At 44.2% G+C, this 15,310-nt stretch carries 14 protein-coding genes; 1 reads left to right on the top strand and 13 read right to left on the bottom strand.

Features of this window, described 5'->3' with window-relative positions; genetic code table 11:
• Positions 1-110: 110 nt before the first annotated feature.
• On the bottom strand, positions 111-1,841 hold the full coding sequence (locus tag NI465_RS09050) for a bifunctional protein-serine/threonine kinase/phosphatase (RefSeq protein ID WP_253145071.1): 1,731 nt from the start codon (positions 1,839-1,841) through the stop codon (positions 111-113).
• 66 nt (positions 1,842-1,907) lie between these two features.
• Positions 1,908-2,717: a formate/nitrite transporter family protein gene (locus NI465_RS09045; protein ID WP_004646987.1), complete on the bottom strand. Its 810-nt coding sequence runs from the start codon at positions 2,715-2,717 to the stop codon at positions 1,908-1,910.
• 287 nt (positions 2,718-3,004) lie between these two features.
• Here NI465_RS09045 and cynS point away from each other — a divergent pair, with 287 nt between their 5' ends.
• Complete coding sequence (gene cynS, locus NI465_RS09040; protein WP_004646988.1) at positions 3,005-3,454, top strand: cyanase; 450 nt, start codon at positions 3,005-3,007, stop codon at positions 3,452-3,454.
• Between the two features lie 295 nt (positions 3,455-3,749).
• Here the strand turns inward: cynS and NI465_RS09035 are convergent, their stop codons facing one another.
• From NI465_RS09035 to NI465_RS08985, 11 genes are all read right to left on the bottom strand, one after another.
• Positions 3,750-5,099, bottom strand: a complete 1,350-nt coding sequence (locus tag NI465_RS09035; RefSeq protein WP_005170866.1) for an MFS transporter — start codon at positions 5,097-5,099, stop codon at positions 3,750-3,752.
• A gap of 330 nt (positions 5,100-5,429) precedes the next feature.
• Entirely contained in the window at positions 5,430-6,071 is a 642-nt protein-coding gene (locus NI465_RS09030) for an ATP-binding cassette domain-containing protein (protein ID WP_005096928.1), read from the bottom strand.
• A 1-nt stretch (position 6,072) separates the two neighbouring features.
• Complete coding sequence (modB, locus tag NI465_RS09025; protein WP_005096929.1) at positions 6,073-6,756, bottom strand: molybdate ABC transporter permease subunit; 684 nt, start codon at positions 6,754-6,756, stop codon at positions 6,073-6,075.
• Positions 6,757-6,762: 6 nt separating this feature from the next.
• Entirely contained in the window at positions 6,763-7,527 is a 765-nt protein-coding gene (gene modA, locus NI465_RS09020) for a molybdate ABC transporter substrate-binding protein (RefSeq protein ID WP_121979911.1), read from the bottom strand.
• A 47-nt stretch (positions 7,528-7,574) separates the two neighbouring features.
• Positions 7,575-8,816, bottom strand: a complete 1,242-nt coding sequence (locus NI465_RS09015; protein WP_121979912.1) for a molybdopterin molybdotransferase MoeA — start codon at positions 8,814-8,816, stop codon at positions 7,575-7,577.
• Positions 8,813-9,736 carry a bifunctional molybdenum cofactor biosynthesis protein MoaC/MoaB gene (moaCB, locus tag NI465_RS09010; protein ID WP_121979913.1) on the bottom strand — a complete coding sequence of 308 codons (924 nt, stop codon included), beginning with the start codon at positions 9,734-9,736 and terminating at the stop codon, positions 8,813-8,815. The genes NI465_RS09015 and moaCB overlap by 4 nt, the downstream gene beginning before the upstream one ends.
• 68 nt (positions 9,737-9,804) lie before the next feature.
• Positions 9,805-10,347: a molybdenum cofactor biosynthesis protein MoaE gene (locus tag NI465_RS09005; RefSeq protein ID WP_121979914.1), complete on the bottom strand. Its 543-nt coding sequence runs from the start codon at positions 10,345-10,347 to the stop codon at positions 9,805-9,807.
• Position 10,348: 1 nt separating this feature from the next.
• Entirely contained in the window at positions 10,349-10,615 is a 267-nt protein-coding gene (locus tag NI465_RS09000) for a MoaD/ThiS family protein (RefSeq protein ID WP_121979915.1), read from the bottom strand.
• Between the two features lie 2 nt (positions 10,616-10,617).
• Positions 10,618-11,643, bottom strand: a complete 1,026-nt coding sequence (moaA, locus tag NI465_RS08995; protein WP_121979916.1) for a GTP 3',8-cyclase MoaA — start codon at positions 11,641-11,643, stop codon at positions 10,618-10,620.
• Between the two features lie 230 nt (positions 11,644-11,873).
• A complete protein-coding gene (gene mobA / locus NI465_RS08990) occupies positions 11,874-12,500 on the bottom strand; it encodes a molybdenum cofactor guanylyltransferase (RefSeq protein ID WP_121979917.1) in 627 nt (208 codons plus the stop codon).
• Positions 12,497-15,274 (bottom strand): nitrate reductase, encoded by a 2,778-nt coding sequence (locus NI465_RS08985; RefSeq protein ID WP_253145070.1) that lies wholly within the window; start codon positions 15,272-15,274, stop codon positions 12,497-12,499. The genes mobA and NI465_RS08985 overlap by 4 nt, the downstream gene beginning before the upstream one ends.
• Positions 15,275-15,310: the final 36 nt, after the last annotated feature.

The following is a 15,310-nucleotide window of genomic DNA, read 5'->3' as shown; positions in this document are numbered from 1 at the left end:
AAAAATCTGCAATAAGAATAAATAGATATTTTGACTACATCTCAGCTTAAATCACTATTGATTTTTTATTTAAATCAAAAAAATCGTTCAACAGCTTATTTGGATTATTTTCATTGGCTAAAATATAGTGCAAATACCCAGAGCAATAACAAAAACAGAATCGCTGTGCAGGATTTCCAGAAAGTGACTGGATGCTTTTCAAGCATAGGACGTGAAACTGATTTTTTAAATTTGAGATCTGGGTGTTTCAGATCATATATAAAGGCTGAAAGTGCTTCATAGCGCTGCTCCGGGCGAATGGAAAGCGCTTTTTTAAAGATGGCGTCCAAGCCATGCGGCAGATCCGGTCGATACTCATAGAGTGGATGATATCGAACCTGTTTTAAGTCCTTTTCGGTCTTACAGCGCGCAAGGTCTGTCCCATAAGGTAATTGTCGGGTCAATAAATAATAACTCATCACCGCCAGCGAGAACTGATCTGATTTTACTGATGGGGAGCATCCAATAAAATATTCAGGTGCCATAAAGGCCAAGGTTCCCAAAGGAACATCTGCATGTTTGGGATTCAGTTCAACCAGACCTCTGACCGCAGTCGATCCATAATCAATCAGTTTCACTTTCAAGGTATCGGCTGGTTCGAGCAGCATGACATTTTCTGGTCGTACATCCTGGTGCAGCATTTCAAGACGGTGCATGGCATTCAGTGCCTTGGCCACCTGCTCAATGATCGGAAGCAACTGCTGTAAAGTTAAAGCAGTTTTATGACGGTGCAGCCATCGGTTTAGGCTTTCCCCTTGTAAATATTCATAACTTTGAAATAAAAACTTCTTGCTGCCCTTATGTGGATAGCATTGCAGCAGATTTTCATGTTTTAAGCGTTTCGATACCCAGTCTTCCAGCTGAAATTGTTCCATCGCTTGCAGGTCATCCTGCACATCGACAGACAAGGTTTTAATGACCAACCGATTTTGTGTTGCTTCATCACGCGCCAAATAGAGGCTGCTGCGATGATTTTGGTGCAGGATTTTATCAATCCGATAACCTTCAAACAGATCACCATGACTCAGCTGTTGCGGAAATAAAACATGGCTCTTGATATGAAAGGATTCCTCCTCAGGCAACTGTTCCACTTTAATGATTTGAATGGTGAGATTGTCGTCACTACCCCGCTTTAAAGCCAGCTCGACTATAGACTTGGCAATAATATCCAGATGTTGTTGCTGCTCGACCATATTCGAGATGAGTTGAATATCTATGAATTCATAGACACCATCTGTCATCAAGATAAAGAAATCATCTTCACATAATTCAAGCTGCTGATAATCGACATCGATACGATGGTCGGCACCCAGTGCACGACTTAAATAATGTTCTGTTGATGACAGGCAAACACGGTGATCAGCCGTCAACTGTTCAATGGCTTGTGCCTGAATGCGATAAATCCGGCTGTCGCCAGCATGAAAGATATGTGCCCTGTTTTTTTTCAAAATCAGTGCACTAAAGGTGCAGACATAACCCTGGTCTTTATCAAAACGCCCGCGGCTTTGCTGGGTTTGTGCATAGAGCCAGGAATTAGTCGCACGAATAACCCGTGCCGCTGAAGTTTGAGTACTCCATGCATCCGAAGTCGAATAATAATCCGATAAAAAGCTGCTGACTGCAGTTTCTGCTGCAATATGGCTGACATTGCTGCTACTGATCCCGTCTGCAATTGCACAGGCAATGCCCTTACTGCTAAGCGCGTGGCCTTCAGGAATATAGACCCCATGGAAATCCTGATTCTGTGCTTTGATTCCAGCGGAAGAATATTGCCCGATGCTGATCTTTAATTTTTTATTCATTTTAAATACTCAAAAAGGGATCGAATCGATCCCTTTAATCTCAAGACATAAATCATCACGCTCAGATTAGAATTCTTTTTTATCACCAGTACGTACATGCGTGGTATAGAGTGCCAGACCGGTCAGTGCCAAACCACCCACCAAATTCCCCAGTGCCACCGGTAATTCATTCCACAAGAAATAGTCTGTAATCGAGAAATCACCGCCCATCATCATGGCAAATGGGAACAGGAACATATTCACCACTGAATGTTCAAAGCCCATGGCGAAAAACAGCATGATTGGCATCCACATCGCGATGAATTTGCCGCTGACTGTGGTTGACATCATGGCGCCAATTACCCCGAGTGATACCATCCAGTTACACAGCATGCCGCGGATAAAAATTGTCATCCAGCCAGCAAAACCATATTCGGCATAGCCCAAAGTCCGGTCTTCCCCAATATGGGCGATTTTCACCCCGACCGCATTCGGTTCAGCGGCGAAACCCATGGTATAGACTGCGGCCATCAACACTGCCACGGTTAAACATCCGGCAAAGTTACCTAAAAAAACCAGTCCCCAGTTTTTTAAAATACGTGACCACGTTACCCCAGGACGTTTATCTAGCCAGGCTAATGGAGTCAATACAAATACCCCAGTGAGCAGGTCATAGCCCAAGAGATACAACATGCAGAAACCGACTGGAAATAGCAGCGCACCGATCAGTGGCACCCCTGTTTGTACCGCAATCGTCACGGCAAATACTGCTGCCAGTGCCAGAATTGCGCCTGCCATAAACGCACGAATTAAAACATCACGCGTTGCCATATGAAGTTTTGCCTCACCGGCATCGACCACTTTTTTTGCAAACTCTGCAGGAGCAAGATAAGCCATATTTTTATCCCCTTTATATAAATTACTTGCCTGTTTGCAAATAAAAAACGCCTAAGGTCTATTTCAACCCTAGGCGTCTTTGCCTTGCATTATTCAAACAGATCAATTGTGTTATGGCGCCGTTGCCATATTTAATATAGATTAAAGCAAATAGCATGCCATATATTTTTAAATGTCTAATGAAAATCATATAAATTATTTTAAAATTTAATCCTAATAATTATATTGGCACAATCTCTGCATTATCTATAACGGTCATTTTTTAAATATAGCTATTGGAGAAGATTATGATTAGCCATCGTCAACAAGTGACAGACATGATTATTTCAGCGAAAGTTTTAAAGTCTATTACATGGGCAGATGTCGCTGAAACAATAGGCCTTTCTAAAGAATGGGTGACAGCCGCATGTTTGGGTCAGATGGCTTTTAATAAGGAACAGGCGGAAAAAATTGGTGAAATATTTGGATTGACTGATGAAGCCATTGCCTGGCTGCAAATCGTACCCTATAAAGGTTCTCTGCCAACCAGTGTGCCGACAGATCCGCTGATTTATCGCTGGTATGAGGTTGTCAGCGTTTATGGTATGACCATTAAAGAACTGATCCATGAAGAATTTGGTGATGGAATTATGAGTGCAATTGATTTCAATATGGATATTCAACGTGAGAATAATCCAAACGGAGATCGGGTGAATGTCGTATTATCCGGAAAGTTTTTACCTTATAAAACTTATTAATCCCCCACTATAAGCATAAAAGCCATTATTAAAATGGCTTTTATTTTATCTGCACTTATTAAATTTATTTAGAATGATTATTAAAAGACATATAATTTTTTTCATCTCAAATTAAACATATAAACTATAAATGCTTTTTATTTTTATTAGATGAATTCAACCGTCCTGTTCTTTTTAAATAATACTTTTCTATTCTGAATATATAGCTCATCATTTTATTATTGCGTTAGCAAAAACAACAAAAAGGATATTGCTATCCTTTTTGTCAATTCATTTTATATCAGGGCGTGTTGTGTTATTGCTGTACTTCCGCCAGATGACGTTCAGTCACGGCCTGTTCATATAAACGCTGTTCTTTTTCTTTATGCTCGACAGAGAAACGGATCATCAACACACAACTTGCAGCAATCACCACCAAGCCACCCAGTACCATCAAAGTGGTTTGAATATCCAGCATGCCTTTTAACAGGAAACCCGCAGCCACCGCGCCGACATTGCCACCTGCTCCAATAATACCGGCCACACCGCCCAAGGCATCACGGTCGATAAAAGGCACCAGTGCATAGGTAGCGCCACATGCCATATGGGTAAACAAGGCAAAGATGGTCATAGCCATAATAGCCAAGGTCGCGCTGTTCATTTGCGAAAACAGAATAAGAAACAGACCTTCCAGCATGATCAAGGCAAACAGGACTTTGGTTCGACCATCCAGACCTTTTTGAATCGCAACTTTGTCTGAAACAATGCCACCCAAGGCACGGGCAAACAATGCCAGTAAACCAAAAATCCCGGCAGCCATGCCTGCTTCTTTTAGGCCAAACTGGAAGTTGTCGACAAAGTACAAGGCAATAATGTTATGGATGAAAATTTCAATACCAAAACAGGCTGCATAAGCTCCAAACAAAATCCACACACGGTAGTTACGTGCGGCATGCATTAAGATGGCAAGGCCACCTTTTTTATCGCTACCAACAGAAATACCTTCAGCACGGAGTTCTTTAAAATTGCCTTGTGGACAGTCTTGGGTGAATTTCCAGTACAGTACACCGACAATGATCATCAGAATACCGGGAACCAGAAGCGCAATTCTCCAGCCCATTGCCTGTTCTACACCGAACATGACCAAAGCAGCCAGCATTAAAGGCATCAGGGCTTGAGTCGCACCGCCACCGGCATTCCCCCAACCTGCTGTAGTTGCATTTGCCGTTCCCACCACATTTGGCGCAAACATGATACTGGTATGATATTGAGTAATCACGAAGCTGGCACCGATGGCGCCAATCAATAAACGGAAAAACAAGAAAGATTCATAACTGTTGGCCGACGCCACACCAAACACCGGAATACTGCCAATAATCAGTAAGGCGGTATAGGTTTTACGCGGACCGTATTTATCACACAACGGCCCCACGATCAGACGCACCAGAATTGTAATGGCGACTGCGGCAATATTGATATTGGCGATCTGCTCTTTGGTCAGGCTGAATTCACCGGCAATCACAGGCATTAACGGTGCACAGGCAAACCACGCAAAGAAACAGACAAAAAAAGCGAGCCAACTCATATGGAAGGCCCGCATCGCTGAACTACTGAAGTTAAATAGACTTATTTTTGTTGCTTTATTGAGACTTGTATTTGAAGACATAGCCATTTCCTTACCAGAACTGAACGTATTTAAGTCACTGTGATGCACAAGGCATATCAGTAACGATCAGAACGGACGTCATTGGCCGTCATACAAATGTAGAGTCTTCTTTGACTTTAATTAGATATATGCATAGGTCATGCCAGATTATTTTTAACATAAAATAAACTATTCTTTTATATAAAATAATTTTTATTTCACTTTCAAATTTAGACTTTTCTTTCTTAAAAATAGAGAGAAAAATAGATATCTTCTGAGAAATTATGAGCAAAACAGCGATAGGATGACCTGCCCGGAGTCATTGCTGGTTTAAATCGGTGCAGGGCTGGATCAAATAATTTTTCCCTTTTCAAAATGCAGCAGTTGTGCCTGTAAATACGCCACTTCATCTACATGATGAGTCACATAAATCATGGGTAAATCTGTTTGATGAATCACAATTTTCAGAAAAGGTAAAATCTGGTTTTTCAGCTTTTGATCCAGTCCATTTAAAGGCTCATCCAAAAGTAATAGGTCGGGAGAAGATAAAAGTGCACGACCGATAGAAACGCGCTGTGCCTGTCCACCAGAAAGCTGATGCGCCCGATGCCGAAGTAGTGGCTTTAATTCGAGTAACTCCACAATGTCTTCAAACGTAAATTTCTGCTGACCTTTATTTTTTATATTTAGCTGTTCTGCATATTTCAAATTCTGCATGACATTCAGATGCGGAAACAGTAGGGCTTGCTGAAAAATCAGGGCAATTTTTCTTTGATGAACAGGAATATTCAGTTTCTGCTGATGATCAAATAATATTTTTTGCTGAAAATGAATAAAGCCTTGTGATGGTTTTAATAGCCCTGCAATATTTTTTAAAAAGGTGCTTTTCCCACTTCCTGAGGCTCCCACAATACCAATCAATTGTGTCTGCATATCCAGACTGGCCTGTAGCTGGAAGTTTGCGTAATTAAACTGAAAATCACACTTCAGCATCTTAACCCTCCAATTTACGTTGATACTTCTGCATGATCCAGTAATTTGCAATCAAGGCTGAAAAAGCCAGAATCAGAGATAAAATGACCAAACGCATAGCCATACTTTCTCCATCAGGCTGTTGTAACAGGCTATAAATGGCGATGGGAATGGTACGGGTTTCTTCTGGAATATTGCCAACAAAGGTAATCGTGGCACCAAATTCTCCCAGACTGCGGCTGAAACATAAAATGCTGCCGATTAAAATTCCAGGCAAAGCCAGAGGCAGGCTAATGCTACAGAATACCCGCCATGGTGTGGCGCCCAAAGATCCTGCCACCTGTTCTAACTGCCGGTTGATCATTTGAAAAGACAAGCGAATTGGTTGAACCATTAAAGGAAATGCCACAATCATTGCTGCCAGTACCGCACCTTTCCAGTTAAATATCAGCTGAATTCCCCATTTATGTAGATATTGCCCCAGCATACCCTGATGACCAAATAGCAGGAGCAGAAGATAGCCCAGTACTACCGGCGGTAGCACCATAGGCATCTGCAATATTGCCTCTACGAGAAATTTGGCCCTGAATTCATAACGCGCCAGTAACCATGCTACGGCGATAGCAAATGGCAGACACACCGCTGTGGCAAAGCCCGCTACTTTGGCTGAAAGCGCTAAGGCACTCAGTTCTTCTGGTGTAAGCATGAGCAGTTAGCCTACCTTAAGCTTAAAACCATATTTCTGGAAAATCTGCCTGGCCCTTGGACTCGTCTGGATAAATTCAGAAAATTGGACTGCTGCCTGATTTTTCTGGCCCTGCCGGGTTAAAGCGATTGGATACACAATCGGACGATGTGTACTGGCTGGAAATACTCCTGAAATTTTAACTTTTTTACTCATCAAGGCATCAGTTCTATACACAATGCCGACCTGACATTCGCCACGTTCTACAAATGCGAGAGTTGAACGGACGCTATCTGTACCGACAATTCTGCCCCGAAGCGGATTCAACCAGCCCAACCGGGTTAAGCTTTGCTGGGCATATTTCCCGGCAGGCACCGATTCCATTTGTCCTGTACATAAATAACCCTGAAAGGCTTTAGCAAAATTAAAGTCGGCTGACATTTTAAAATGATTTTTTTGCTGAATAGGACTAATCAATACAAGTTCATTCAAGAGCAAAGGTCGAATCTGACCGATCGAAATTTTTTGTTTTTTAAGTAAATTATGCATCCATTCAAGATCTGCAGAAAAAAAGATATCACTCTCAGCTCCCGCTGCAATTTGTTTCGCCAATACCGAAGACGCAGCAAAAACCGGAACGATCTGGATGTCCTGATGCTGTTGCTCATATAGTCTGGAAATATCAGTAATCGCATTGGTCAGGCTGGCTGCGGCATATATTTTAACTGTTTCGGCATACAGCATGGGGCTAGTCAACAGCACGCCAGTGAGTAGAACTTTGAATAAATCCATCTTTCTCATTCTATGTGATTCGAATATTGAGAATTGCGACAGGCATTTCAAATCAGTAAACCTTGTACCACATGCCCGGCTTGGATTTCTGTTGCTGCCGGAATACGTACCAGACAATTGGCCTGCATCAGATTACTCAACATATGCGACTGCTGTTTCGCCAGGCTTTTGAGCTTTAAAGTACCCTGATCAAATTCTGCAGCCATTCTTAAACAACGTTCACGTGCATCCGCTTTCAAATCATGTGTCATTACCGCACTAAGCCATGCAGGTGACTGCTTTTGCCCTTGTAAGGCATTCAGTAAAGTTGCCGTATAGATTTGCATCCCGACATACACAGCAGCCGGATTTCCCGGCAAACCCAAGAGATAACAGTAACCTTGATCATCTCGACGATACTTGGCAAATAACATCGGTTTTCCGGGCTTCTGCTTCACTTTCCAGAAAATCTGCTCAAAACCCTGCTCCAGGGCAACAGGGCGAATGAAATCATAATCACCCACCGAAACCCCGCCTGTGGTCAAGATGACATCGTATTGGTGTTTGAGTCGGTTCAGTAATAATTGCAGTTCGGACTCACAATCGGGCACATGCAGAATATCTACGTTTTGACCCTGTGACTGAAACCAGGCCTGAATCAGTGGAGCATTGGCGTCAAAGACTTTTCCGGAATTCAGGTCTTCAATGCTGGAAGCCACTTCATCTCCAGTAATCACGACAGCAATTTTAGGATAACGATAGACTGAAACCTGCTTTACGCCTGCCATGCTCAAAGCTGCAATTGCACCTACATGCAGTTTTTGACCTGCATCTGCCAGACGCTGCCCTTGTGCGATTTCCTCGCCTGCATCACGTATATCCGTATGAGGCTTTAGGTCTGTTGTAATAATGATTTGATTGGCATGGCATTTGACAATTTCCTGACGGGCGACCGTTGTAGTTCCTGCTGGAATCCTGGCACCGGTAAAAATCCGGACCGCCTGACCTGGCCGCAGTTCAATTTCAGTACTTTGCCCTGCCCGAATCTCTCCAATGAGTTCAAAAGTGCTGTGAGCACTAACATTTTCTGGACTGCAAAGCGCATAGCCATCTACAGCACTTTGTGAAAACAGCGGCAATGGTATGGCCGAATCAATCGCCTCTGCCAGATAGCGATTCAGAGCCCGAGCAAGCGGCAGGCTTTCAGTTGCTAGGATATGCGTCTGCTCAAGTATCATCTGCAGCGCCTGATCAACAGAAATCAGTCCCGGCTCAGCACCGCAGGCTGAATGTGATAGTGCCTGATTCATTGATAACCTCCCGCATGTGGGATATTTTTTTGCACATCAAACAAGTGCACCAAAGCCGGAAGTACCGCGATCAGGGATTCTTTCGCACCCTGCCGACTTCCCGGTAGGGTCATCACCAGACTGTTCTCAATATAGCCAGCCACGCCACGACTTAATGCTGCATAAGGGGTACGTTTTTGCCCAAAACTACGTGAAGCTTCCATTAAACCGGGAATTTCCCGTTGCAGCAAAGGTTGTAGGGTTTCGACGGTCAGGTCTTTAGGACCTAAGCCAGTACCGCCCACAGTTAGAATCAGCGGATACTGATTTTTCTGCTGTTCAATCAGGGTCAATAGCTGTTCAGGGCGATCTGGAATGACCTGATAACTAATAGAATCAAAATTGGCTTCTTTTAAAATTTCCAGTACGTTTTGTCCGGCAGTGTCCGGCTTTTTGCCTGCTGCAACCGTATCGGACAGTACAATAACTGAAGCGGACAGACTCTCTTTAAGTACGCGGGTAAAATGTGATTTTCCACCTTTTTTCTGCTGCAACCTGCATTGATCCAGCGACAAATCTTCCGGTTCACAATGTGGCTTCAGCATGTCATACAAGGTCAGACCCGCCAGACTGACCGCTGTCAAAGCTTCCATTTCCACACCGGTGGGTCCAATGGTTTCAACGGTAGCAATAATTTCGACATGTGCATCAAACAGTTTATATTCGACATCGGCACGATAAATCGGCAATGGATGGCACAGTGGAATCAGCTCATCGGTCCGTTTGGCACCCAGAATGCCGGCAATGCGTGCTGTTTTCAGGGCATCCCCTTTTTCAGTATTGCCATTACGCAGCAACTCAATGCAATGTGGCGGTGCATGCAGGATTCCAGTGGCAATTGCTGTACGGTAACTTTCTGCTTTCATCCCTACATTTTTCATGATTCATCCCGAGCTAATTTTAAAATCTGTTTAAAGTGATTCACCTTATGCATCCTCATTAGACACATTTAATTAGATGGTGATTGGCAAGCGTGTGGTGCTACATGGTGATGCTGACAATGCAGATCTTCTGCAGGATGAGAGTGATCCGTTTCAGGTCCATGATCTTTTCGGATACAACAGCCTTCGACATATTGACTGCTACCATCCGTATAAAATTCTTCTTTCCAGACCGGAACTTCATGCTTCACCCGTTCCACAGCTTCCTCACAGGCAGCGAAGGCCTCACGACGATGGGCCGCATAAGCCATAGCAATAATGGCTGTTTCCCCAACCTCCAGCTCACCAATACGGTGCACTACCCGCACATAAGACACCTGGTATTTGATCTGGATCTGCTGTTCAATTTCACGAATCATTTTTTCAGCCACAGGCGCATAGGCGGTATATTTCAGGGCATGCACAGCTTTCCCCTGATGATGGTTACGTACTGTTCCGACAAAGATGCCGATTCCACCACATTCCGGAAAATGCTGGATACCATCAAAATCCTCCAGACTAAAAGCAGTCTGCTGGATTCGAGCAAATTGTTTTAATGGTTTGAGTTGCATCTCAGCCTCCTGCTACCGGCGATAACAGCACCAGCGTACTGTCCCGATTTAAAACGTTCTGTCTGGAAATAATGTCTTCACCGATTGCACAGGCGCAGCGTTCCAGCATGGGCTGTATATCGGGATAGAGGGATAACAACTGGTTCAGGACTTCAGAAACCTGAATTTCAGACTCACATTGCAAATTTAAATCTGCTGGAAGTTGTCGTTCAATCGCACCGAAGGCTTCTATTTTGATATGAATTAATTTTTGCTGAGTGAGTGACATATTTATCCTCCAATGCTGTGCATGCTGATTTTTCGAATCGGCTTTTGTATTGGTGATTGCTGGATCGCATGGAAGCCGGCCTCTTTATGCCAGATATAAGTGTGGAGCTTGTGCTGAAATGTCTGTGTGGCGAAATGATCCAGCGCCAGTTGTTCAATATCTGCCTTAAGGTTCAGGCCTTGTCTGGCAAATAAACAGTTATAAAATTCACCTTGGGCATTGAGGCGTAGGCGATCACAATCACCGCAAAATGAATGGGTAATGGTGGAAATAATCCCCAAAGGCTGCCCATTGACCAAATAGCCGCGGGCTGGATTGGCGCCTTGTCCTTGAGATACCTGGACATCAAATTCAGTTTTCAGTTGATCCAGGATATCCTGCTCACTGATGACATCAGACGGATTCCATTTCTGATCGCCATCGAGGGGCATAAACTCAATAAAACGCAGTTCTATAGCCTGATGCTGTGCCCATTTCACCAAAGGAATAATCTGATTGTCATTGATGCCTTTGATCAGCACACTATTGATCTTGACGGTCAAACCTGCCTGCTGTGCGGCAGAAATACCTTGAAGTACAGGCTGTAACTGTTTTTGGGTCAGTTGCTGAAACTGCTTTGGATCAAGACTGTCTAGACTGATATTTAGATCGTCCAGTCCTGCCTGTTTAAGCAATTGAGCATAATCTGCTAAATAATGGCCATTACTGGTCATGGAAATACGTTTCAGGCCAAAGGCTTTCAATGTCTGTAAGCGGGCAATAAAATGAACGATGCCTTGACGCATCAACGGTTCGCCACCCGTCACCCGGATCTGCTCAATCCCGTGTCGCACCATAAACTCGCAAAAAGCATACAGGGCTTCAAAACTGAGCAAATCTTTTTTATTCATCCATTGCGGATGTTCAGGCATGCAATAGCTGCATTTGAAATTACAACGGTCAGTCACCGAGATCCGCAACTTACGTTTCTGCCGTCCAAACTGATCCTGAAAGATACTGCGAGGTGCTAAAGCTGTCATGCTGTTCATTGCTGCGGTCCATGATGAGATCTGCACGGTTATTTAACAGTCTTGATTTACTGCCCTATTTCTTCACAATGAATGAGCAATAAGTGTTCCAACTTTGCACAAATTTATTTTTAAATAATATTAATGGATAACATTTGTTCTTTTTTAGTCCGAAAGTTTGCTCGAAAAATAAAAAAAGCAATATTTTGGTGAACCAGAATATGATAATTCGACTTTTAGCATTTTAAACGCTAGAGAAAGTTAAGCTGTTGATGCTGCTGTAGCTCGTCAAATGAATTAATACTGTGAAAAAACAGGGCACGATTTTTAAAGCTTGCCCGCTGCATGTGCATGTCAGCAAAACAGAGTTTTAAACTGTGCTGATCATTTTCAAGATGTTGTATAAGAGTGGGTAAGCTGCTGCGTTTCATCAGACAGAATGGAAACAATGCCTTTTCATTGATTTCAACTACCGCCACTTCAGATAAAGGATGTCGTTGCAGGGCCTGATGTAAACGTGAAATGACCTTTTTGGGGATATAGGTCACATCACAAGGCACGAACAGCACATAATCAGATTCCACATGTGACCAGGCACTCTTCATGCCCATCAATGGTCCCTGAAAGCCGGGTTCATCGTCCTGATAAAAATCAATCGAAGGAATCATCCGTTTATAAATAGAGTGATCCCGATGGCTATTGACCCAGACTTTGCTTGCCCGGGACTTCAGTTGCTGATGGATTTTAATCAGCTGGATTTCATCATCAAATTTGTGCAGCAATTTATTGATGCCATTCATGCGCCGCGCTAAACCTCCGGCCAGAATCACCACGTCGGTTTCCGGATAAGACACCGTCTTCATCACTCTTCTTTTCATTCTATGCACTCCGTCTGGCAGGCCTTAATCAGGCCTCTAATTTCTGGCAAACACGAACCGCAATTTCCTCCGGCTTTTAGACATGCAGTCACCTGTTTTTCATGCGTGATATTTTTATCTTTAATGGTTTGAATAATTCGGTTCTTGCCGACCTTAAAACAGCTACAGACCAATGCTCCTTCACTATTTCCCATCGACATGGCCTGACCTGCCAGCAATGCTTTACGATGTAATGCACTCAGACGTTCACGTCTAAACAGGCCAGCCACCCAGTCACGATCTGGCAATAATGCCGCCGGTGCGATATAAAAACTGGCAATTAACTGGCCATCCTGAAGAACCACACTATGACTGATATGCGCCGTTTGATCTTCGAGATTCAGCCATTCAAAGCTTTCATCATTAAAGTCTAAGAGACTCTTGATCTGCCCGGTGATGTCAGAAAACCTGCGCCGGTCTGCCAGTTCATAACGGATGGCCTGAGTGGTTTGAATTTTGCTCCACCACACCATATTTTCAATCATGGTCTGGATCTGTTGTTCAAAGCCTTCCCGTACATACAGCACGCCCTGCCACTGAGTATAAAATGGCTGGATCATCACCGGAGTATGCTTAAACTCTGGCTCGCCGGAAATCGGGTCAACCACCGGATTCACCACTTTGCCAATCCGCGCATCGGACGCAAACTGGTCGTTCCAGTGAATCGGTGCAAAAATCTGGCCACGTCGCATATTTTGTGAAAATTGCACACGGAGTACACAACTTCCCCAAGCCGATTTCACCTCGACCAGCTCGGCATCTTTCAGGCCATATTTTAGCGCATCGTGCGGATGCAGCTCACAATAAGGCTCGGCACGATGCTGGGATAAACTGGCAGATAATCCGGTACGGCTCATGGTGTGCCATTGATCACGAATGCGTCCGGTATTTAGGATCAGCGGATATTCAGTAGAAATAGCATGTACCGGATCGGCTGCAACTGTTGGCACCAATCTGGCTTTGCCATCTGCATGGCTAAACTGGCCTTGACTAAATAGTTGACCAACCTGATGAACTTCTTGCTTATCCCAGACTGGCCACTGGATCGGTGCCAGATTATGATATTCTGCAAAACTGAGATGAGTTAAACCTTGCAGGTTGAAATAGCGGAAATTTGGCGTATCTGCGCGTTGCGAAAGTGAACCATTCTGATAGGCAGATAAACGGGCATGTTCCAGAAAAATGTCATGGCTATTGTTAAAGTCAAAACCGCGAAAACCTAAGACCTGAGCCACCCGGGAAATGGCCCACCAGTCTGCTTTGGCTTCACCCGGAGCCGGCAAAAAGGCCTTTTGCCGTGAAATACGGCGCTCCGAATTGGTGACTGTGCCATCTTTTTCGCCCCAACCCAGTGCCGGTAACAGTACATCGGCATATTGCGTGGTATCAGTGTCGAGACAAATATCGGAAACCACTACAAATTCACACTTTTCCAGAGCGCGTTTAACCTGATCTGCATTGGGCAAACTCACGATCGGATTGGTGGCCATAATCCAGATGGCCTTGATTTTTCCGCTTTCCACCGCTTGAAATAAATCTACTGCTTTTAATCCGGGCTGCCGCGCGATGACCGGGCTTTGCCAGAAGTCCTGCACCAGTTGCTGATGCTGCGGGTTCTCCAAATCTAGATGGCTGGCCAGCATATTGGCCAGCCCCCCGACTTCCCGTCCGCCCATCGCATTCGGTTGTCCGGTCATGGAAAAAGGTGCCGAACCGGGTTTGCCTATTTTTCCTGTCAATAAATGACAGTTGATAATGCTATTGGCTTTGTCTACTCCTTGAGAGGATTGGTTTACGCCCATGGAAAACAGGCTCATGATTTTTTCGTTCTGGGCAAATTTCTGAAAAAATAAGGTTAATTTTTCAATAGCAATACCGGTACGTTTTGCCACGCTTTCAAGCGATGACTCTGTCGAGCTACTGGCAAGCGCCTGCTCCAGACCTTGAGTATGGTGTGTAACAAAATCCAGATCGGCATGACCATTTTGCTGAAGATATTGCAACAAGCCATTAAACAGCGCGACATCCTGACCGGGTAAAATGGGTAAGTGTAAGTCTGCCGCTTCACAGGTTGCGGTAAAGCGTGGATCAATCACTACCACGAATAAATCCCGCTCTTCTTTGGCTTTCATAATGCGCTGATAAAGCACCGGATGGCACCAGGCGGTATTGGATCCGACCAGAACCACCATTTCTGTCTGCTCAAAATCTGTATAGCTGGCCGGTACCAGATCTTCGCCAAAAGCCCGTTTATGCGCTGCCACAGCAGATGACATGCACAGTCTTGAATTGGTATCAATATTGGCAGTACCGAGATAGCCTTTTACAAACTTGTTCACCACATAATAGTCTTCAGTTAAAAGCTGGCCAGAGACATAAAAGGCGATGCTGTCGCGCCCATACTGATCAATACATTGCTGAAATTTATTGGCAATACTTGAAATGGCATGATCCCAAGTGCTTATTTGCCGCTGTTCTTTTCGACCAGTCATCGGATGCAGAAGTCGGGTTTTTAAGCCAAGTGTATCGGCGAGATGACTGCCTTTAATACACAACTTGCCCAAGTTCGCAGGATGCTGAACATCGCCTTCAATCTGAACCTTTTCACCCATCGAGGTTTGGCTTACGTGCGCGATGACACCACAGCCTACTCCACAATAAGGACAGGTCGTCTGAGTGGTTTTTATTTGGGATTCAGTAGAGCTATGTAGTTCCATAACCGGAATACTATTCATTGCTGCTGCGCTCCTTAATCATCCAAATTCACTTGT

The organism is Acinetobacter lwoffii (assembly GCF_024129855.1).
Taxonomy (GTDB): Bacteria; Pseudomonadota; Gammaproteobacteria; order Pseudomonadales; family Moraxellaceae; genus Acinetobacter; species Acinetobacter lwoffii_L.
Note: the sequence above shows the minus strand (reverse complement) of the source record. Positions and strands in the feature narration are given on the sequence as shown.